This window comes from Actomonas spartinae (genome assembly GCF_051209155.1).
In the GTDB taxonomy this organism is placed as follows: domain Bacteria; phylum Verrucomicrobiota; class Verrucomicrobiia; order Opitutales; family Opitutaceae; genus Actomonas.
In genome coordinates this window covers 94,739-115,810 of the sequence record NZ_JBPJGB010000005.1, presented here as the reverse complement: position 1 = coordinate 115,810, position 21,072 = coordinate 94,739, and the positions used below count along the sequence as shown (strand labels likewise).

Here is a 21,072-nt window from a genome sequence, read left to right as displayed (position 1 = left end):
TCACCGCAAATCCGGTCGTGAACATCCAAACCCAAGACGTTTCTGAAACCCGCAAGAGCCTGGTCGTTTCCTTCGAGCAGGCCGAAGTCGCCGCCCAGCACCAAGCGGTCGTGGCGGAGTTTACCAAAATGGCCCGCCTCCCGGGCTTTCGCCCCGGCAAGGCTCCGGTCGCCATGGTGACCAAGCGCTACGCCAAGGACATTGAGGAAGAGTTCCGCAAGAAGATCGTCACCAAGGCCTACCAGGATGGTATCAAGGAGTCGAAGCTCGACATCCTCGGGGTCGTCAATGTCGAGGAAGGTGAGCTGAGCAAGGACGCCGCCGCCACCATCACGATCAGCGTCGATGTGCAGCCGACCTTCGAGCTGCCGGACTACGAGGGCATCGCCACGACCGTCGAGCCGACTGAGGCGACCGACGACGAGGTGGAGAAGGTCATTGAGAACATGCGGGCTGAGCGCGCCGATTTCTCGGAAGCCGAGCGTGCCTCGCAGAAGGGCGACTACGTGAAGATCGCCTATGAGGGCACCATCGACGGCCAAGCGATCCTCGAAATCGCGCCCGAGAAGCAGATTTACGGCAAAGTCCCGCAGACTTGGGAAGAGGTTGAAGGCGAAAACGAAGGCCTCATCCCCGGTCTGGGCGCCCAGCTCGGCGGTCTCGCCAAGGGCGACAAGAAGGACGTTACCATCACTTTCCCGGCCGAGTTCTCCGCCGTTGAGGCGCTGGCCGGCAAGCAGGCGGTCTACGCAGTCGAGGTCCTCGAGGTGCGGGAACGCGTCCTCCCGGAGCTAAACGAGGAGTTCGCCAAGGCTCACCAAGCCGACGATGTGGAGTCGCTGAAGACCAATATCCGCAACCACATCAAGATGCAGAAGGAGTCGCGCAACCGCTCCGAGCAGCGTCGCCAAGTCATTGAAGCGCTCCTGGCCAAGGTCACGATTCACGCGCCCGAGTCTTTGGTGGAGCAGGAAACCCAAGGCGTGCTGCGTCAGTTCATCGACCAGCAGATGCGTCAAGGCGTGAAGGCTGAGCAACTCGAGGCCGAGAAAGAGGCACTCTATGCCAACGCCCGCAAGACCGCTGAGACGCGCGTTCAGAGCCAGTTCCTCGTCGGCAAAATCGCGGAAAAGGAAAAGGTGAAGGTTGAGGAGAACGACATGAACCAGGTCATCTACCAGCAGGCCATGCGCAGCGGTCAGGGGCCGGACAAGTTCGTCAAGGAACTCGCAAAAGATCGCGACCGGTTGCGTTCCATTCAGCAAGGAATCCTCTTCGACAAGACCCTTGATCTGGTGGTCTCCAAAGCCAGTGTCACAGAAGCCGCGGCGGAAGCTAAGTAAAGTTACGCTGACGGCGACCGATTAAACCAACGCCCGTGAGCTCCTACTACATTCCCTACGTCATCGAAAACACCGGCCGCGGCGAGCGGTCGATGGACATCTACAGCCGTCTTCTCAAGGACCGCATCATTTTCATCGGCACGCCCATCGATGACGGCGTGGCGAACAGCGTGATCGCCCAGTTGCTCTTCCTGCAGATGGAGGATCCGAAGAAGGACATCCACCTCTACATCAACTCGCCCGGTGGCGTGGTGACCGGAGGCATGGCCATCTACGACACGATCAACTTCCTGCAGTGCGACGTGGTGACTTACTGCATCGGGATGGCCGCTTCCATGGCCACCGTGCTTCTCGCCGCCGGCACCAAGGGCAAGCGTTTCGCGCTCCCGAACAGCCGCGTGATGATTCACCAACCCTCCGGCGGGGCTGGGGGCCAGACGGCCGATATCTCCATCGCCGCCAAGGAGATCCTGCGCTGGCGCGAGACCCTCAACGCCACCATCGGCAAGCATGCCGGCAAGACGGCGGAGCAGGTCGCCAAGGACTCGGATCGCGACTACTACATGAGCGCGCACGAGGCCAAGGACTACGGTCTGGTCGACCACGTGGTCGAATCGACTCGGGAAGCGCAAAACCTCGCGGAACCCTCCGCGGCCTAAGCCGGAGCGATAGATTTCCTGATATTTCAAAGACGGACCAAAAGATTTTTGGTCCGTTTTTGCATTTTCCCCCCTCGACAGAGCAAAACGTGCCGATAACCCTCCGATATGGCTAAATCGTCCCGGATGACGCTCTGCTCCTTTTGCGGCAAATCCCAAACCGAGGTGAAGAAAATCATCGCGGGTCCGGGCGTCTATATCTGCGACTCGTGCGTCAACGTCTGCAAGACGATCATCGACCGCGAAACCAAGCAGAGTCCGATCGAGTCCAAACCCGCTTTTCGCCTCCTCAAACCGGCCCAAATCAAGGCGACTCTTGATGAGCATGTCATTGGGCAAGAGCACGCCAAGAAGGTGCTCTCGGTGGCGGTCTACAATCACTACAAGCGTCTCGCGTTCGACAGCGGCCAAGGCCCCGAAACCGACGGTGCCACGCTCGCGCCGGAGTTCGATGGCGTGGAGGTGGAGAAGAGCAACATCCTGCTCTCCGGACCGACGGGTTCCGGCAAGACGCTGCTGGCGCGCACGCTGGCGCGCATTCTCGATGTGCCCTTTGCCATTTCCGATGCCACCACGCTGACCGAAGCCGGTTACGTGGGTGAGGACGTCGAGAACGTGGTCCTGCGTCTCCTGCAGTCGGCCAACTACGACGTCAAAAAGGCCGAGTGTGGCATCATCTACGTCGACGAAATCGACAAGATCCGTCGCACCACGGAAAACGTTTCCATCACCCGCGATGTGTCGGGCGAGGGCGTGCAGCAGGCCTTGCTGAAGATTTTGGAGGGCACGGTCTGCAATGTGCCACCGCAGGGGGGGCGCAAGCACCCGAACCAGGAATACATCCAGATCAACACGGCCAACATCCTCTTCATCTGCGGAGGTGCCTTTGTGGGGCTCGACGAAATCATCAAAAAGCGGCTCGGCTCCCGCTCCTTGGGATTCAACCGCGACAAGGAGGTCGAACTCGATCCGGTCGAAATGATGCGCCAGATCGCGCCGGAGGACCTTGTGCGTTTCGGCATGATCCCGGAATTCATCGGCCGTCTCCCGGTGGTTTCGGTGCTCGACCAGCTGCAGATCGCCGACCTCGAGAAGATTTTGCTGCGCACCAAGAACGCGATCGTGAAGCAGTATTCGAAACTCTTCGCCATGGACGGGGCGCGACTGCGGTTTACCCCGGACGCGATTCGATCGATCGCGCAGCGAGCCATTGATCTCAAGACGGGTGCTCGTGCGCTGCGTTCAATCATGGAAAAGCTCATGCTCGAGGTCATGTATGACCTGCCGGACCGCGATGATGTCGCCGAGGTGGTCATCGACGCGGCCGTGGTGGCGGGCAAACGTCGTCCGTCCCTGCGACGTGCGCCTAAGAACGAGTCCAAGAATGCCGCCTGAGCACCGCCAAATGTGCGTCGAAAATCGTAGCAAGCGATTAGCCATGAGGCGCGATCCCTGCTTCGCCGCTAATAGTTCCCATTCGTCAACTTCGATGGGAATTTTTGTTTTACTTTGGAATTCTCGACCGGTTCTTTGACCGGCTGACCGTGACCACTCAACAACCCGTGAGCCAGCCACATACGCGCAAGTCCTTCTTCGGCCGATTCGGCGCCCTGATCGCAGGGGCCCTTTTCGCGCCTAAACTTTTGGCAAAGTCCGCGACCACCTCGGTCGTTCATCCCGCGGGACGGACCTCCTTCAAGCTCAAACCCGAGGTCCGTGCTGTCGCACGCGACGCGGATTCCGTCTAACCCGGCCTCGTCGCCAGAAGCCTGTTCGGCCCATGTCGCATATTTTCCCGAAATCGGCGAACCGTCTGCCCCTGCAGATCATCCTCTTCCTGGTGATCTTCGGCGGGATTGTGACGGCTGCCACCACCTACTATGCCACCCCGAAATACACCCGGGTTGGTTATGCTCCGGTCCAGCCGGTGCCCTTCAGCCACGCGAAGCACGCGGGTGAGTTGGGCCTGGATTGCCGTTACTGCCACTCCACCGTGGAGAAGGCGGGTCACGCGGCGGTGCCGACGGCGCAGACCTGCATGAACTGTCACTCGCAGGTCAAGAACCAGAGCCCGTTGCTGGCGCCGGTTCGCGCGAGCTACGAGTCGGGTGACCCGGTTGAGTGGGTGCGTGTTCACCAGGCCCCGGACTACGTCTACTTTGACCACTCCGTGCACGTGAATCGCGGCGTGTCCTGCGTCGAGTGCCACGGTCGCATCGACCAAATGGAAGTCGTCACGCACGCCAAGCCGCTCTCAATGGGCTTCTGCTTGGACTGCCACCGCGACCCGGCTCCGAATCTCCGCAACCCTGATCTCGTGACTGACCTCGGCTGGCAACACCCCGGCGGTGAAGCCGGCGCCCGTGCCGACGGCGAGAAGTTCATTCACGACTGGAATATCCATCCTCCGCAAAGCTGCTCCGGCTGCCACCGATGAAACGCAAAGTTGAACATCCCGAACCCTCCGCCCGTGAGCTAAGCGGTCCGCGCTACTGGCGGAGCCTCGATGAGCTGGTGGAGACTCCCGGTTTCCAGGAAAAGCTCGCCCGCGAGTTCCCCGAAGGCGCCGACAATCTGAACGGCGTTGATCGTCGTTCCTTCTTCAAGCTCATGGCGGCTTCCTTTGCCCTCGGCGGCATGGGTCTGGCCGCGGGCTGCCGTCGTCCGGAAGCCAACATTCTCCCGTATGGCAAGTCGGTCGAAGGCGTCATTCCGGGCATGCCGCAATATTTTGCCACCGCGTTTCCGCTGCGTGGCGCCGCGTTGCCGCTGTTGGCCGAGACCCATCAGGGCCGCCCGACCAAGCTGGAAGGCAATCCGACTTACGCGCCCTACGGTGGCGCCTCGTCGCTGATTGCCCAAGCCTCGGTCCTCGACCTTTACGATCCGGATCGTGCGACGACTCACACGTCCGGTGGTGCCGCCTCGACGCTGATCGCCATGCGCGACAAGCTCAGCGCGATCCACAGCGCCGCCGTCGCCAAGGGTGGGGAAGGCCTCGCGATCCTCGCCGAATCTTCCTCGTCCCCGAGCCGTGCTCGTCTCGCCAAGGCCCTTAAGCAGAAGCTGCCCAAGGCGATCTGGGCCGAATACGACGCCGTCCAGGACACCCCGCCGATCGCCGCCGCGCGCGCCGCGTTCGGTAAAAACGTCAAGCCGCTCTACCGCTTTGCCAAGGCCAAGCGTATTGTCGCGATCGACGCCGACTTCATGCACGCCGAATCCGGCGCGCTGGGATACTCCCGTGACTTCGCCAAGGGCCGCAAGGTCCTCAAGGCCGACGATCCGATGAACCGCCTCTACGCGGTGGAGAGCACCTTCTCGCTCACCGGTTCGATGGCCGACCACCGCCTGCGCCTCGCCAGCAGTCACATGCTGGCCTTCACCGCGGCGCTGCTGGGTAAGATCACCGGCGACAGCCGTCTGAACCAGGTTTCCCAAGGTCTGGAGTTCAAGGATCAGGACAAGTGGCTCGACGCCTGCGCCAAAGATCTCACCGCCCACCGTGGCGAGTGCCTCGTGGTCGCCGGTGCCCACCAGTCCGCCCAGGTCCACGCTCTGGTCTACGCGCTCAACAGTGTGCTCGGTAACATCGGCCACACGATTGATTTTGTTGAAGTGCCGCTAAACGATGCCGCCTCCCTGGCGTCGCTCGCCGCTGCCGCGAAGTCTGGCAAGGTCTCCACGCTTGTCGTGCTCGGCGGCAATCCGGCTTACAACGCTCCGGCCGACCTCGATTTCGCGGGTATCGCCGCCGCGGCGGGTGAAGTGGTTCGTTACGGTTACTACGTCGACGAGACCTCCGCCCTGGCTGGAACCCACATCGCCGCCACCCACTACCTGGAGTCGTGGGGCGACGCGCGCACCGCCGACGGCACCGTGGTGCCGGTGCAGCCGATGATCCTCCCGCTCTTCGACGGCATGACCGAACTTGAGGTCGTGGCCCGTCTCGCCGGTGCAGAGAACGCGGATCCCTACACTGTCGTTTTCGATACCATCACCGGTCTGGCCGGGGGCGACGCGCAGGACGCGTTCCGCAAGTTCCTCCACGATGGTCTGATCGCCGGTTCCGCTTACAAATCCGCCAATGTGCAGCTCAATGAGAGCGGTCTGCACGGTCTGTTCGCCAATATCCCGGCCTACACGGCGCTGAGTAAGGACAACCTCGAAGTTCGCTTCACCACCGACCACAAGGTCGACGACGGCCGCTTCGCCAACAACGGTTGGTTGCAGGAGTGTCCGGACCCGATCACCAAAATTTCGTGGGACAACGCGATTCTCGTGAGCCCGCGCCTCGGCAAGGAGCTCGGTATCGATCCGGCTGGCGCCGCTCTGCAGGTCGCCCGCAAGGAGTTGGCCGAATATCCGCAGGGCAAAGAGAACGCCTACATTGGTGAAGTCACCGTCAACGGTGTCACCGTCCGCGGTCCGCTGCACATTCAGCCTGGTCTCTCCAACTGGACGGTCGTCCTGCCGCTCGGCTACGGCCGCAGCGCCACGGGTCACGTGGGGCAGGGGGCTGGCTTCAATGCCTACCCGGCTCGCACGTCGCTGACGCAGGGTTATGCCACCGGTGCCACGATCAGCCTGACCGGTGAGCGTTACCTCCTCGCCAACACGCAGGAGCACTGGTCGATGGAAGGCCGTGACATCGTGCGTGAGGCCAACAAGGGCGAATTCGATCACACGCCGAACTTCGTGGATACCTTCGGCATCGAGTCCCACGCCCCGGCGAACCTGGGCAAGGACAAGGACCTGCCCCTCAGTGTGGTCGCGGCGGAGACCCCGCGCGGCAACTCGCTCTACGAGACACCGAACTTCGATGGTGTGCACCAGTGGGGCATGTCGATCGACCTCAACACCTGCATGGGCTGCAACGCCTGCGTCGTCGCCTGCCAGGCGGAAAACAACATCCCGATCGTCGGCAAGGACCAGGTCCTGCGCGGTCGCGAGATGCACTGGATTCGTCTCGATCGTTATTATTCCGACGGCAACATTTCGGCCGGCGCCTTTGGTGGTCCGGAGAACAAGGTGATCCCGGAGGACCCGCAGGCCTCGATCATGCCGGTCGCCTGCATGCAGTGCGAACTGGCTCCCTGCGAAACGGTTTGCCCGGTGAACGCCACGGTGCACGACGAAGAAGGCCTCAACGTGATGGCCTACAACCGCTGCATTGGCACGCGCTACTGCGCCAACAACTGCCCTTACAAAGTGCGCCGCTTCAACTTCTTCGATTGGAATGACCGCGCGCTCGACCAGCTCTATCTCGGGCCGGTCGGCGACAAGGGCATGCCCGAGCTCGTCAAGATGGTGAAGAATCCGGATGTCACCGTGCGCATGCGTGGTGTGATGGAGAAGTGCACCTACTGTGTGCAGCGCATCCAACAAGCCAAGATCGCTCAAAAGGCGAAGGCTCGTAACAGCGACAACGTCGTGATTCCGGATGGCACCATCAAGACCGCCTGCCAACAGGTTTGCCCGGTCGACGCCATTGAGTTCGGCAATATCAAGGATCCGGAAAGCGCGGTCTCGAAAGCCAAGGCGCGCGAGCAGGATTACGCGCTGCTCGGTTACCTGAATATCCGTCCCCGCACGACCTACCTCGGCAAGCTGCGCAACCCGAACCCGGAAATGCCCGACTACGTCGACCTGCCGCTCAGCCGTCTCGAATACAATACGAAGAACCACCCCGCGCATGGTGATGGGCATGGCGAGAGCCACGGCCACGACAGCCATGAGGACCACGGGGAGGACCACACCTCGATCATGAAGAACGCCCTTCGCACGGGAGGACTTAGCTAATGGCCCACGCCGATTCCGCCGCCGCCCCGGCGATTCTCAGTGAAGTGAAGCCCGCGGTGCTCCCGCGTGCCACTTTGGTCGAACATGACCGCAGCTTCAGTTGGATTACCGACAAGATCTGCGGCATCATTGAAGGCAAGACCCCCACTTGGTGGTGGGTCTGTTTCGTCCTCGCGTGCTTCGTCGCCAGTTGGACCGTCGCTGGCATCACCTACCTCGTGGCCACGGGCGTCGGTGTTTGGGGTCATGCCAATCCGGTCAACTGGGCGTGGGATATCGTCAACTTCGTGTTCTGGATCGGTATCGGTCACGCCGGCACCCTGATCTCCGCGATTTTGTGTCTCCTGCGTCAGAAGTGGCGCACCTCGATCAACCGTGCCGCCGAGGCCATGACCATCTTCGCGGTGGTTTGCGCCGCGATCTTCCCGGTCTTCCACGTCGGTCGCGTCTGGTTCGCCTGGTATCTCTTCCCGATTCCCAACGCCAACTACATCTGGCAGAACTTCCGTTCGCCGTTGGAGTGGGACGTGTTCGCGGTTTCGACCTACGGCACGGTTTCGGTCCTCTTCTGGTATGTCGGTCTCATCCCCGACCTCGCCATCCTGCGCGATCGTTTCTACAAGACCGGCAACAAGGTGCGTTCCTGGCTCTACGGCCTGTTCGCCATGGGTTGGCGCGGGGCGAACCGTCACTGGTCGAACTACGAAATGGCCTACTTGGTCCTGGCCGGTATCTCGACCCCGCTCGTGCTTTCCGTGCACACCATCGTGTCGTTCGACTTCGCGGTGTCGCTCCTGCCGGGCTGGCACACCACCATCTTCCCGCCTTACTTCGTGGCCGGCGCGATTTTCTCGGGCTTCGGCATGGTGCTCACGCTCATGCTGCCCCTGCGCGCCATCTTCCACCTCGAGGATCTGATCACGCAGTATCACATCGACTGCATGTGCAAGATCACCCTCGCGACGGGCACCATCGTGGGTTACGCCTACGGCATGGAGTTCTTCATCGCGTGGTATGGCGCGAATCCGTATGAAGGCTTCGCGTTCATCAACCGTGCCTTCGGTCACTACGCCTGGGCCTACTGGTGGATGATCGGCTGCAACGTCATCACGCCGCAGTTCTTCTGGTTCAAGGCGGTGCGCAACAACACCATGTTCGTCTGGATCCTCTCGATCTTCGTGAACGTTGGCATGTGGTTCGAACGCTTCGTGATCATCGTCACTTCGCTGGCCCGCGACTTCCTGCCGTCCAGCTGGGGTTATTACAGCCCGTCGATCGTCGAGATCTTCACCTTCTTCGGCACCTTCGGCGTGTTTAGCGTCCTGTTCCTCCTCTTCATTCGTTTCCTGCCCATCATGCCGATGGCGGAAATCAAGGCGGTCACTCCGCAAGCCGATCCGCACGCGGGTCACGGCCACCACTAAGCCCAGCGCAACTCAATCCTTTCGATCATGGCTGCTCCTTCACATGGCGTGATTGCCACCTTCGAAACCGCTTCGGATATTTACGAGGCGGCCAAGAAAGTGCGCGACGCCGGCTTCAAATTCTGGGACTGCATCACCCCGTGCCCCGTGCACGGACTTGATGGTGCGATGGGCGTGCGCCGCTCCAAAGTTCCGCGTTTCTCCCTCATCGGTGGCATCCTCGGATTCACGACCGGTATGTCGATGATTTGGTTCACCGGTGCGCAGGACTACCAGCTGATCGTCGGCGGCAAGCCGCTCTTCAGCCCGATGTTCGCGTTTCCGGTATCCTACGAACTCACCATTCTGCTGACGGCGTTTTTCACCATCGGCGGCATGTTCATTCTCAACGGCCTGCCGATGCACTATCACCCGGTGCTCAAGACCGAGCACATTCACCGTGGTCTCGATGATAAATTCCTCATCGTGATCGAATCCCGCGACCCCAAGTATGACGCGGCGGCGACCAAGTCGCTGCTTGAGTCGATCGGGGGCAAAGACATCACCGAAATCGAGGCCTGACCCAGATGCGCTACGTTTACCTCGTCGCCTTTTTCCTGGTCGTCCTGACCGTTGGCGCCCTCGGCTTCCGGGGCACCATTTCCACCAAGCCGCCGCTGGAGGTGTTCCCGGACATGGATCGCCAATCCAAGTATCTGCCGCAGGAGCGCTCGGCTTTCTTCGCCGATGGCCGCACCGACCGTCCGATTCCCGCGGGCGCCGTGGCCCGTGACACCATCATCGGTGACGCGCACCTGACGACCGGTCGCGGTTCCGACGGCGAGTTCGCCGCGGGTTACCCGGCGGCGTTGGAGATCGACGGTGCCTTCATCCGCCGCGGTCAGAACCGCTACAACATTTATTGCGCGCCGTGCCATGGCACCTTGGCCGACGGCAAGGGCATCGTCACCCAATACGGGTGGGGCACCCCGGCCAATCTGCACAGCGACGCCTTTCGCGCGCAGACCGAAGGCGAGCTCTTCAACACCATCACTCATGGCAAGAACACCATGTTCGGCTACGGCGACAAGTTGGTCCCTGAGGACCGCTGGGCCGTCGTCGCCTACGTTCGCGCCCTGCAACGTTCCCAGAACAGCCGCCTCGCCGACGTGCCGGCAGCTTACCAAGCGGAGTTGAACTAACATGTCATCTGCCTCCTCCACTGTTTCAACCAGCACCGCCGCCGCAGCGGCTCCGGCCAGCAAGAGCACGCCGGCCGGGCTCGCGCTCGGCGTGGGTGTGGTGGGCATCGCGCTCACGATTGTTGGTATCTTTGTTTCGGGCGGCTCCAAGGTCGCTTTCTCGTGGCTCACGGCCATGACCTTCTGGACCGGACTCACGATCGGCATGCTCATGCTGATCATGATCCACCACATTTTCGACGCCAACTGGTCGACGGTCATCCGTCGTCAGTTCGAGCACGGCGTGTCCGCGTTCAAATGGATGGGACTGCTCTTTGTGCCTCTGGTGGTTTTTGCGATCCTCGATCCGCACCTGCTGTGGAAGTATTTCAGCCCGGACTACGATCTCAGTTCCATTGGTGGCCACGGCACCGTGGGGGATGACGTGTTGTGGCAGAAGAAGTCCGGCATGTTGAACATCCAGTTCTTCGTCATCGCGACGGCCGTTTCTTTTGCCGGTTGGGTGTTTCTCGCCAGCCGTTTCCGTCGCAACTCCTTCACGCAGGACAGTGACGGCGACGCCAAGTGGACGATTTCGAGCCGCAAATGGTCCGCCGCCGGTATTCCTTTCACCGCGATCACGCTCACCCTCTGTGTGATTCTGTGGGTCAAGGCCCTGGATTACCACTGGTTCTCCACCATGTATGGCGTGTGGTTCTTCGCCAACTGTATCCGCGCCGCGCTCGCCGTCGGGGTGCTCATGATGTGCTGGCTGTATGTCCGCGGCGACTACCAGGGCGTGTTGAACAACAACCACTGGTATTCGATCGGCATGCTGTCGTTCGCCTTCACGGTCTTCTGGGCCTACGTCACCTTCTCCCAATACTTCCTCATCTGGAACGCCAACGTGCCGGAGGAAACCTTCTGGTATAACCTGCGCGAAATCAACAACAGCACCGGTGAGCCCAACCAGTGGAAGTGGGTCGGCATGCTGATTCTCTTCGGCCACTTCTTCTTCCCGTTCCTCGGCCTCATCAGCTACCCGGCCAAGGTGAGCAAAAAGTGGATGAAGTTCATGGCCACCTGGATCTGCACCATCGTGTTGATCGACATCATCTACAACGTCTGGCCCTCCAAGAAGGTCACCGCGCAAATGGTGGCGGACGGTCATGCCTTCGGCCTCGGAGTAGGGGACCCGTTGCCCTTCCTCGCGGTTCATCAGCTCTGGACCCTCACCGCCGTGATTGGCGTGGGCGGCATCTGGCTGTGGGCCTACCTCAAGAGTTTCCCGACCGCCAAACTCATCCCGATCCGCGATCCCCGCATCGGCGAATCCCTGACCCACCATGAGTAACGCTCAGCAACCCGCTCAATCCCCGGCCTGGCCGCTGGCGGTCGCCGTCATCGGCGTCTTCGCCATCTTCCTCATCATCATGGCGCTGGCGCATACGCCGGTTACGCCGCTCTCCCAGGCCACCAACGTGCCGCCGGAAGAGCAGTGGAAGCTCACCGAGGAGGGCCGCAAGGGTCGTCTCGCGGAAATTCGCGGCGCCGCCGATGCGCGAGCCAACAGCTACGGTTGGGTCAATCAAGACGCCGGCGTGGTGCATGTGCCGGTTGATCGTGCCATCGAGCTGACCCTCGCTGATATCCAAGCCAAGCGCTAACCTGATGGATTGGTTTTTCTACGCCGTCGCGCTGCCGTTCACGTTGCTGTTCCTTGCGTCAGCCGCTTATGCCCTGCACTGGGCGGTGAAGAACGGTCAGCTCAAAGACTTCGAAAAGAACGCCGCCACCATTTTTGACGATCAGGAACCCGTGGGCCAAGCCACGGACTTCTTCCCGGGTCGCCACCCGACGGAACACCCGTCCCGCCGCTAAATCCCGCTTCATTCCGACGATGGCATCCGCCCCCAGTATCGCCCAGTCGCTGGATCCCAGCACCTCACCGATTTCGGTGACCCGTGCCGAGCTCAGCGAAATCGACGCTTCCACCAAAGCGCCGGCTCTCTTTTTCCTCATTTCCAGTGTGCTCTGGCTGCTGGCGGGAACCGCGTTCGCGCTGATCTCGTCGTTCAAGATGCACAACCCGGAGTTCATGGGGAACTGGGAGTGGCTCACGTTTGGTCGGGCGCGCACCGCCCACTTGAACACCGTGATTTACGGTTGGAGCGTGAACGCGGCTTTCGCGGTCGCTTTCTGGCTCATGGCTCGTCTGTCGCGGGCGACGCTGCGCCACCCGACGCTGCTCTTCGTGGCCGGCGCCTTTTGGAACATCGGTGTGAGCATCGGCGTGTTTGGTATCCTCCGCGGTGATTCGACTTCGATCGAGTGGCTGGAGATGCCGCCTTACGCGACGCCCTTGCTCTTCGTGGCCTACGCGCTGATTGGCGCTTGGGCGGTGATCACCTTCCGCTTTGGCAAGTCCCAGCACATCTACGTCTCGCAGTGGTATATCCTCGCCGCCCTTTTCTGGTTTCCGTGGCTCTATTCCATCGCGCAGATCATGCTGATCTTTGAGCCGGCCCGCGGCACGGTGCAGGCCTTGGTGAACTGGTGGTTTGCCCACAACGTGTTGGGCCTCTGGTTCACGCCGATCGGCCTCGGTGCGGTTTATTACTTTCTGCCCAAGGTGCTGGGTAAGCCGATTCACAGCTACTACCTTTCGGTGCTCGGTTTCTGGTCGCTCGCCTTCTTCTACAACTGGGCCGGCGTGCATCATCTTATTGGTGGGCCGGTCCCGGCTTGGGTGCAAACCGCCGGTATCGCCGCCTCCTTCATGATGGTCGTGCCGGTCGTGGTGACCGCGATCAACCACCACATGACGATGGTCGGCAGCTTCGGCGCGCTGAAGTTCAGCCCGACCCTACGCTTCATCGTGTTCGGCGCGATGTCCTACACCTTGGTTTCCCTGCAAGGATCCTCCATGGCGATTCGTAGTTGGGCCGAGGTCACGCACTTCACGCACTATACCGTCGGTCACGCGCACTTTGGCATGTATGCCTTCTTCACCATGGTGATGTTCGGCAGCATCTACTACATCCTGCCGCGTTTGCTCCTGAAGGAGTGGCCTTCCGCCGGCCTCATCACGATGCACTTCTGGGCGACTGCCATCGGCATCCTGCTCTACGTGGGCGCGCTTTCCATCGGTGGCATCGAGCAGGGCTTGGCCCTCAACGATGTTGAGAAATATCCGGTGTTCATGGACATCGTGGAACTCACCAAGCGCTACCTGGTGACCCGCAGTCTGGCCGGTATCATGATGACCGTCGGTCACATCGCTTTTGCCGTGAATTTTGCCTGGATGCTGTTCAAGTCCCGGACCGCCGAGGCCTCGGTGCCCACGCTGTTCCGTAGCCCCGAAACCATGGAGATCGCCCGATGAATCGCGCTCCGCTTATCTTCCTTGGGGTGTTTGTGGCCCTCGCGTTTTCGTGGACCGGCATCGTGCTGGTCAACCAGATCGCCTACGGCAGTCTCACCCCGGTTTACGATCAGACCGAGGGTAAGGTGTTCCCGGAAGCCACCTCCGGCATCGCCGAGCGCGGCGAGTTGGTCTATCAGGACCTCGGCTGCGTTTACTGCCACACCCAACAGGTGCGTCGTCCGGGCTACGGCTCGGACATTGAGCGCGGTTGGGGTGAGCGTCAGAGCGTCGCCCGCGACTACATTCGCGAGAAGCGTGTGATGCTCGGCACCATGCGCACGGGTCCGGATCTCCGGAACATCGCCGCGCGTCAGGCGGACCCGACCTGGCACATGTTGCACCTTTACGATCCGCAGCTTACCTCCCGCGGATCCATCATGCCGCCTTATCGTTTTCTCTTCGAGATGCGTAAGATCGTGGGCCAACCGAGTCCTGATGCCCTGAACCTGCCGGCCACCTACACCGACGGTGAGCCGTTGCCGAAGGATTCGTTGCCGCCTGAGGGCTACGAAGTTGTTCCGACCGAGCGCGCGAAATCCTTGGTGGCTTATCTCAGCCAGCGCAAGGACACCTACGGTTACGCCGAGGCATTCAAGCTTCATCAGGAAGAGACTGCGGCCGAAGGTGAAGAATCAGCCGAAGCCGACAGCGAAGGGGAGGGGCACTAAGATGAGCGCAGACAACTTCAAGAAATCCGATCCGAAGATCGAGCAAGCGGCCGCGACCGATGAGCAGATTCAGCAGATCCACTCCGTGCTGCTGCGCGAGAAGAGCGAGCCGACCGAGGGTTACACCCCGATGCCGCTCTTCCTCCTCGGATTCGTATCGGCGATGATCTTCATCGTCTCCATCTACTTCATCCACAACCGCGGCGGTCTCACCGAAGGCATCCAGGAAGCGGCGCTCATCTATGACGAGCGTTACGACCCGAAGACCGACGGTGGCGGCGAAGTGGTGCAGGAGATTGATCCGCTCGTCATGGGCAAACGTCTCTACACCCAAACCTGCGCGGCCTGCCACCAGGTCAATGGCCAGGGCCTGCCCGGTGCCTTCCCGCCGCTGGCCGACTCCGAGTGGGTCGTCGGCAGCGAAGAACGCGTCACGCGTATCCTGCTCCACGGTCTCGCCGGCCCGATCGAAGTCAAAGGCAACACCTACAACGGCAACATGCCGGCCTTCGGCCCGGGCAGCAGCTACAACTGGGGCGACGACAAGATTTCCTACGTGCTGACCTACATCCGCTCGGAGTGGGGCAACGAGGCATCACCGATCAGCATCGAGCAGGTGGCGGCAATTCGCGAAGCGTCCGCTGGGCACAGCGTGCAATACTCGGCCGAAGAGCTGCTCGCGATCGAGTAACACCCAAGTGTTGATTTGCCCCTCCGAAAACCGCCGCAGGCTGCGGCGGTTTTTTTGCGCGGAGTGTGAAATCCGTCCCGGTCAGACGCCGCGCGCCAACTCTTCCGAGCGGGCTTTGGCGGCAAGGACGGTCTCCTTCATGATGCCGCGCAGATCGTGCGCCGCCATGCGCTGTAGACCGGCAAAGGTGGTCCCGTTGGGGGAGGTGACCTGATCGCGGAGCGCCTCCGGCGTTTGCTCACTGCGCGCCATCAGTCGGGCCGCGCCGAGCACGGTTTCGGTCGCGAGTTTCCCTGCTTCCTCTGGCGTCAAACCAGCGGCGATGCCGCCATCGCGTAACGCGGCGGTGAATTCAAAAACGAAAGCCGGGCCGCAACCGCTCACGCCCATGAGCGCGTCGATTTTGGATTCCGGCACTTCGATCGCTTGCCCGATCGCGCCGAGCAAACCGAGCACGAGCACGCGATCGGCTTCCGTGAGCGGAGTCCGCGTGCACCAGCCGGTGATGCCCGCTCCGATCGCGCTCGGGGTGTTGGGCATGGTGCGCACGATCGCACGGGCCTGCGGGAAAACGGCCTCAAGGTGTTCGATCGTTTTGGCTGCCAGCACGGACAGCACGAGCTTGCCGGCGGTGAGTTCCGCCAGACGTGAATCGGCAGCCGCGAGGTGTTGCGGCTTGAATGCGATCACCACAAGGTCCGCCTCCTGCAACAGTTCCGGCAGATCGAGCGCCTGTGGGATGCCGGTGCGCGCGGAGAGGGCGGCCGCACTGGTCCCGCTGGCGCTGTAGCACGCGATGCGGCTGCGATCGGCGGGGTTCTTGGCCAGCAGGCCGTCGACCATGGCCGAGGCCATGCGACCCGCGCCCACGAAGGCGATCTTACCCACGGTGGCGCTCCTGACGGTTCACCGGGTGCAGCGCGATGGCAACGGTGCCGCCGTCGTCGAGGTCGTGAAGGGTGAGGTCGCCGCCCATGTTGCGCAGGGCGTGACGAGCCACGGTGAGGCCCATGCCTACGCCGACGGTGTGCTTGGTGCTGATGAAGGGTTCGAACATTTGGTCGCGAATGGCTGGATCGATGCCACGCCCGTGATCCTCGATGCGCAGTTCCAAGGTGGGTTGATCGGCCCCTTCCTTCATCGCGGTGTGCAGGATAATGCGACGTTCGCTGGTCGGCAGGCTGCCGTAGGCCTCCCAGGCGTTGGCGAGCAGAGCGCTGATGGCGCTTTCGAAAACCTCGACGTGGCTGTCGATTTCGAGGTCCTCCAAGGTGTTTTCCAAAGTGATCGCCTCGGCCGCGTGGTTTTCCTCCTCGAATCGCGTGATCGCGCCGGCGAGCAACTCGGCCAGGGCGAAGCGTTCCGTCGGCATGCGTGTCTTCACCACCATTGAGCTGAGCTGTTTGATGATGGATACGATGCGCTGGACGGCGCGTTCCACGGCTTCGGCGTTGCGTCGCACCGCGTCGGGTTTGTCGGCGCCGCTCTTGATCAGGTCGAGGTAGCCGATGACCACGCCGAGCAGGTTGTTGAGATTGTGGGCTATGCCTTGCGTGACCGCACCGACGGTGGCGGCGCGCCGCGCCTCCGCGAGGCGCCGCTGGAGGTCGACCATCTCCCGGTTGATCGAAACGAAGCGGAGCTGCGTCTGCACGCGAGCCAGGGTTTCGTCGAGGTCGATGGGTTTGGTGATGTAGTCGACGGCACCAACCGCGAGGCCTTCGATTTTGCCCTCCTTGGAATTCCGGGCGGTGATGAATATGACTGGAATCGAACGGGTGTCCTCGCGGGATTGCAGGCGGGTGCAGACCTCAATGCCGTCCATCTCTGGCATCATGACATCGAGCAGGATCAGGTCGGGCTTGTCCCTGGCGACCGCATCGAGTGCTTCCTGGCCAGAGTAGGCGGAGATGACCGTGATGCCCTCGCGCTCCAGTTTGCGTTTCAGCAACTGGACGTTGATGAGCTGGTCGTCGACGACGAGAATCTTGGGGGCGGGCATCTCGGAGGGGAGAATGGGACGGTCCGGGGGTAGACCGCAATGCGGGATAACACTCAGCTTACGGCACTTAGGCGGCGAGCCTTGACGGTGTTCTTCATCAACATGGCAACCGTCATGGGGCCGACGCCGCCGGGCACCGGGGTGATCTTTGCGCACTTGGGCGAAACGTGTTCGAAGTCCACGTCGCCGACCAGGCGGTATCCGGATTTCTTGGACGCATCGGCGATGCGGTTGATGCCCACGTCGATGACGACCGCGCCGTCCTTCACCATGTCGGCGGTCACGAAGTGTGGGCGACCAATGGCGGCGATGAGCACATCGGCCAGACGGGTGATCGCGGGGAGATCGGCCGTCGCCGAGTGGCAAATGGTGACCGTGCCATTCGCGCCGGCCTTTTTCTGCAGGGCGAGCAGGGCGACGGGTTTGCCGACGATGAGCGAGCGGCCGAGCACCACGACGTGTTTGCCGCGCAGGTCGACTTCGCTGCGGGCGAGCAGTTCCATGATGCCGGCGGGCGTGCAGGAGGCGAAGCCGGTCTCATCCTCCTGGGCGAGTTTGCCGAGGTTGAGGGTGTGAAAACCGTCCACGTCCTTGGCGGGTGACACGCGACGAAAGATGGCGAGCTCGTCGAGCGGCTTGGGCAAGGGGGACTGCACCAGGATGCCATCGACGGTTTCATCGGCATTGAGGTCGTCGATCAGCTTTTCGAGGTCGGCCTGTGCGATGTCGACCGGCGGCAGGATGACCCGGCTTTCGACTCCGATTTCCGCGGCGGTCTTTTCCTTCTTTTTGACGTAGGAAACCGAGGCCGGATCGTCGCCCACGCGCACCAGCGCGAGGCAGGGTTTGCGACCCTCGAGCTGGGCGACTTCGGCCTTGAGCTCGGCGATGATGGTGGAGGCGATTTCGTTGCCGTTGATGAGTTCCATGAAAGGAGGCTTAGCGGAGTTGCAGGGATTCGACCGCGATCACGATGTCCTTGGTGTCGGGCACGGGCCGGGCGACACCGTAAACCACGACCGTGCGGTCCAGGTATTTTTCGATCTGCTCGGTGAGGAGGAGCTTGGTGAGATCGAGGTAGGCAAAGCGGGTGCCATCGTCGGCCTCGAGGGCGAAGTCGTAGGGGCGGCGCGGGCGGAGCGGCACGCGGGTGGAGGCGAGCTTGCCTTCAAAAAGACGGGGCAGGGCCGCGAGGCTGTTGCGCTCGTTTTCGCTGCGGGCGACCTGACGACCGATCGTCGGGCGCGGTGCCGGGGCGGGCGATTGAGCAACCGGCGTGGTGGATAGGTCGCTCACCGGGGTGCTGGTCACCACCGGGGTGGTGCGTTGCACGGCGGGCGCACTCGCGCCGCCATGGATGTAGGCAACGACGTCGCGCTTGAGGCGCAACTGGGTCCAGCGGCCGCGCAGACCGGTGATCTCGATTTCGTCTCCCGGGGCGTATTGCGTGAGCACGGCGGCGTCGGACTTCGGATCGGTGCGCAGCGAGGCGTCCGCCTTGAGGTCGAGGTCTTTGCCGATGTCGTGGTTGTTGACGAAAACTTCGTGCGGACCGGGCAGGGTGACGGCGGTCCAGCCAGCGGGAGCGGTCGTACTGATGGCGGTGGCGGGCAAGTCCTCGCCGGGTTTCACGAGAAGGATTACGGGCGCGGTGACCTCCGGCGAGGTGTGGACCGGAGTGGCACGCTGGGCGGATTGGGCGCCGAGCGTGGCGGCGACGAACAGACTGAGCAGGGCGGCGAGCGGCGTCTTGGCGGTCATGAATTCGGGCGGGTTCGGGACGGTTTTTTGCGGATGACCGCGGCTTGGTGCTCCGGCAGGGGCGCGGTGGGCACCTGGAACAAGCGGTCGATGTCTTTGCTAGAAAGTTGCTTCACCGCGCGCAACGGGATTCCCCGCAGCGGCAGGGCGCCGATCTGGTAGCGACGGAGTCGTTGCACCGGAAAACCGAGGGCGAGGAAGAGGTGGCGGATCTCCCGCTTTTTGCCGTGGTGCATCCAGACATCGAGGTCGGTCGAGTTGTTGTTTTTCGGGTTCACCAGCGCGGCCCGTTCCACCTTGAACCATTCGTCCTCAATTTTGACGCCCTTGATGAGCCGAGCCAGACGGGACTTGGGAAAGGGTTGGTCGAGCTTCACCTGGTAACGTTTCACCACGACGTTGCGCGGATGCATGAGGCGGTTGGCGAGATCGCCGTCGGTGGTGAGGATGACGAGGCCTTCCGAGTCCTTGTCGAGGCGGCCGGCGCAGAAAAGACGGCGGGACGCGAGTTGGGGCGGCAGCAAATCGAAGACCGTGCGCGGGTTATGCGGATCGTCGTTGGAGCAGACCAGTCCGCGGGGCTTGTGCACGGCCACCGTAATGGGGATGTCCACGCGCGGCGTGATGCGGCGCCCTTCGACTTTGACCTCGTCTTCCCCGGGCACAATGCGCTGGCCCAGCTCGGCGGGTTGCCCGTTCACGGTGACCTCGCCCTCGGCGATGAGGGCTTCGGCGGCACGCCGCGAACAGACCCCGGCGTCGGCGAGGAATTTTTGCACGCGAACAGGCTCAGGTGTCATACGCCCCGAGTTAGTCGGGATTTGCGGCGCGGACGCAAGCCCTGCACGGCACGAATCCGGCTGTGAAGTCGCCTAATTCCATTCTTGCACGCCCCCGGCGGGCTTTCATGAACTCGATCACTTATGTCCGCACCTGCTGCCGAATCCGCCTACTCGAAGACCAATCCTTATCCGGCTCGTATTTCCGAGAACCGGGTGCTCAACCAGCCGGGGTCCGCCAAGGAAACCCGGCATTTTGTCGTCGATATCAGCGGCAGTGACCTGTCCTACACCGTGGGCGATTCGCTGGGCGTGTTCCCCACCAACCGTCCGGTGGAGGTCGCGCAGATTCTCGAGGCGATCCACGCCACGGGCGACGAGATGGTGTCGCCGGCGATGCTGAAACTCGAGGAGCCGATTTCGCTGCGGGAGGCGCTGTCCGCCCGTCTGGCGCTCGCGTCCCCGACGCCGAAGCTCGTCAACGCCTTGGTCGAAAAGGCCACCGACCCGGCCGAGAAGGCCAAGCTTGAGGAACTGACCAACCCGGCCAACAAGGAAGTCCTGCGCGGCTACCTCGAAGAGCGGCACTACATCGACGTTCTGCAGGAGTTCCCCAGCGCGCGGCTGCACGCCCAGGAATTGGTCGACCTCATGCGCAAGCTGATGCCGCGGCTCTACTCGATCGCGTCGTCGCCGAAGGTGTCGCCGCAGGGCGTGCACCTCACGGTGGCCATCGTGCGCTACGAGACCAACCACCGCGAGCGCGTGGGCGTCTGCTCCACCTTCATGGCCGACCGCGTGGAGGTTGGCGAAACGCCGGTGCCGGTATTTGTGTCCAATTCCCACTTTGGTCTGCCGGAGGATCACGCCGATCGCGACGTGATCATGGTGGGCCCGGGCACGGGTATCGCACCGTTCCGCGCCTTTGTGCAGGAGCGCGACGCCGTGGGCGCCAAGGGCCGCAACTGGGTCTTCTTCGGCGACCAGCACGCCGCGACCGACTTCCTCTACGAGGATGAGTGGAAGGACTACACCGCCAAGGGGGCGGTCACGAAGCTCGATCTCGCCTGGTCCCGCGATCAGGAGCAAAAGGTTTACGTGCAGGACAAGATGCGTGAAAGCGCGGCGGAACTTTGGTCCTGGTTGCAGGGTGGCGCCCTGTTCTACGTGTGCGGCGACGCCAAACGCATGGCCAAGGACGTGGACCAAGCGCTCCATGACATTGCGGCCGAACAGGGCCAGATGAGTGTCGAGGACGCCGCCGAGTGGGTGAAACAGCTCAAGAAGGACAAACGCTACCAGCGCGACGTTTACTGAGCCGGTTTTGTAAAAGGCGCCGCCCGCGAGGCGGCGCCT

The 21,072-nt window shown here is 62.1% G+C and carries 20 protein-coding genes; 15 read left to right on the top strand and 5 right to left on the bottom strand.

Annotation, left to right across the window (positions count from 1 at the left end; all coding sequences use genetic code 11):
• The first annotated feature begins 17 nt into the window (after positions 1–17).
• From tig to AC0MRV_RS19295, 14 genes are all read left to right on the top strand, one after another.
• Positions 18–1,343, top strand: a complete 1,326-nt coding sequence (tig, locus tag AC0MRV_RS19360) for a trigger factor (RefSeq protein WP_472766160.1) — start codon at positions 18–20, stop codon at positions 1,341–1,343.
• 35 nt (positions 1,344–1,378) lie between these two features.
• Entirely contained in the window at positions 1,379–2,002 is a 624-nt protein-coding gene (locus AC0MRV_RS19355) for an ATP-dependent Clp protease proteolytic subunit (protein WP_472766159.1), read from the top strand.
• Between the two features lie 108 nt (positions 2,003–2,110).
• Positions 2,111–3,397, top strand: a complete 1,287-nt coding sequence (clpX, locus tag AC0MRV_RS19350; RefSeq protein WP_472766158.1) for an ATP-dependent Clp protease ATP-binding subunit ClpX — start codon at positions 2,111–2,113, stop codon at positions 3,395–3,397.
• A 385-nt stretch (positions 3,398–3,782) separates the two neighbouring features.
• Positions 3,783–4,439, top strand: coding sequence for a cytochrome c3 family protein (locus AC0MRV_RS19345; protein ID WP_472766157.1), 657 nt, complete (start codon positions 3,783–3,785; stop codon positions 4,437–4,439).
• The gene (locus tag AC0MRV_RS19340) at positions 4,436–7,804 is read left to right on the top strand and encodes a TAT-variant-translocated molybdopterin oxidoreductase (RefSeq protein ID WP_472766156.1); all 3,369 of its coding nucleotides are present in this window, start codon (positions 4,436–4,438) and stop codon (positions 7,802–7,804) included. The genes AC0MRV_RS19345 and AC0MRV_RS19340 overlap by 4 nt, the downstream gene beginning before the upstream one ends.
• Positions 7,804–9,228: an NrfD/PsrC family molybdoenzyme membrane anchor subunit gene (gene nrfD, locus AC0MRV_RS19335; protein ID WP_472766155.1), complete on the top strand. Its 1,425-nt coding sequence runs from the start codon at positions 7,804–7,806 to the stop codon at positions 9,226–9,228. The genes AC0MRV_RS19340 and nrfD overlap by 1 nt, the downstream gene beginning before the upstream one ends.
• Positions 9,229–9,255: 27 nt before the next feature.
• Positions 9,256–9,789 carry a DUF3341 domain-containing protein gene (locus AC0MRV_RS19330; protein ID WP_472766154.1) on the top strand — a complete coding sequence of 178 codons (534 nt, stop codon included), beginning with the start codon at positions 9,256–9,258 and terminating at the stop codon, positions 9,787–9,789.
• A gap of 5 nt (positions 9,790–9,794) precedes the next feature.
• Positions 9,795–10,409 carry a c-type cytochrome gene (locus AC0MRV_RS19325; RefSeq protein ID WP_472766153.1) on the top strand — a complete coding sequence of 205 codons (615 nt, stop codon included), beginning with the start codon at positions 9,795–9,797 and terminating at the stop codon, positions 10,407–10,409.
• A 1-nt stretch (position 10,410) separates the two neighbouring features.
• On the top strand, positions 10,411–11,742 hold the full coding sequence (locus AC0MRV_RS19320) for a hypothetical protein (protein WP_472766152.1): 1,332 nt from the start codon (positions 10,411–10,413) through the stop codon (positions 11,740–11,742).
• A complete protein-coding gene (locus AC0MRV_RS19315; protein WP_472766151.1) occupies positions 11,735–12,055 on the top strand; it encodes a hypothetical protein in 321 nt (106 codons plus the stop codon). Before AC0MRV_RS19320 ends, AC0MRV_RS19315 begins: the two co-directional genes overlap by 8 nt.
• A 4-nt stretch (positions 12,056–12,059) precedes the next feature.
• Entirely contained in the window at positions 12,060–12,269 is a 210-nt protein-coding gene (locus AC0MRV_RS19310; protein ID WP_472766150.1) for a cbb3-type cytochrome oxidase assembly protein, read from the top strand.
• A gap of 19 nt (positions 12,270–12,288) precedes the next feature.
• Positions 12,289–13,773 (top strand): cbb3-type cytochrome c oxidase subunit I, encoded by a 1,485-nt coding sequence (locus AC0MRV_RS19305; protein ID WP_472766149.1) that lies wholly within the window; start codon positions 12,289–12,291, stop codon positions 13,771–13,773.
• The gene (locus AC0MRV_RS19300) at positions 13,770–14,483 is read left to right on the top strand and encodes a cbb3-type cytochrome c oxidase subunit II (protein ID WP_472766148.1); all 714 of its coding nucleotides are present in this window, start codon (positions 13,770–13,772) and stop codon (positions 14,481–14,483) included. The genes AC0MRV_RS19305 and AC0MRV_RS19300 overlap by 4 nt, the downstream gene beginning before the upstream one ends.
• 1 nt (position 14,484) lies before the next feature.
• Positions 14,485–15,174, top strand: a complete 690-nt coding sequence (locus tag AC0MRV_RS19295) for a c-type cytochrome (protein ID WP_472766147.1) — start codon at positions 14,485–14,487, stop codon at positions 15,172–15,174.
• An 81-nt stretch (positions 15,175–15,255) separates the two neighbouring features.
• Here the strand turns inward: AC0MRV_RS19295 and proC are convergent, their stop codons facing one another.
• The 5 genes from proC to AC0MRV_RS19270 are packed head-to-tail and all read right to left on the bottom strand — an operon-like array spanning position 15,256 to position 19,716.
• Positions 15,256–16,062 carry a pyrroline-5-carboxylate reductase gene (gene proC, locus AC0MRV_RS19290; RefSeq protein ID WP_472766146.1) on the bottom strand — a complete coding sequence of 269 codons (807 nt, stop codon included), beginning with the start codon at positions 16,060–16,062 and terminating at the stop codon, positions 15,256–15,258.
• Complete coding sequence (locus AC0MRV_RS19285; RefSeq protein ID WP_472766145.1) at positions 16,055–17,176, bottom strand: response regulator; 1,122 nt, start codon at positions 17,174–17,176, stop codon at positions 16,055–16,057. The genes proC and AC0MRV_RS19285 overlap by 8 nt, the downstream gene beginning before the upstream one ends.
• A gap of 53 nt (positions 17,177–17,229) precedes the next feature.
• On the bottom strand, positions 17,230–18,105 hold the full coding sequence (folD, locus tag AC0MRV_RS19280; RefSeq protein WP_472766144.1) for a bifunctional methylenetetrahydrofolate dehydrogenase/methenyltetrahydrofolate cyclohydrolase FolD: 876 nt from the start codon (positions 18,103–18,105) through the stop codon (positions 17,230–17,232).
• 10 nt (positions 18,106–18,115) lie between these two features.
• Positions 18,116–18,937, bottom strand: a complete 822-nt coding sequence (locus AC0MRV_RS19275) for an SH3 domain-containing protein (protein ID WP_472766143.1) — start codon at positions 18,935–18,937, stop codon at positions 18,116–18,118.
• Entirely contained in the window at positions 18,934–19,716 is a 783-nt protein-coding gene (locus AC0MRV_RS19270; RefSeq protein WP_472766142.1) for a pseudouridine synthase, read from the bottom strand. Before AC0MRV_RS19270 ends, AC0MRV_RS19275 begins: the two co-directional genes overlap by 4 nt.
• A 144-nt stretch (positions 19,717–19,860) precedes the next feature.
• On the opposite strand from AC0MRV_RS19270, the gene AC0MRV_RS19265 reads away from it, so the two are divergent.
• Positions 19,861–21,033, top strand: coding sequence for a sulfite reductase subunit alpha (locus AC0MRV_RS19265; protein WP_472766141.1), 1,173 nt, complete (start codon positions 19,861–19,863; stop codon positions 21,031–21,033).
• The last annotated feature ends 39 nt before the right edge of the window (positions 21,034–21,072 follow it).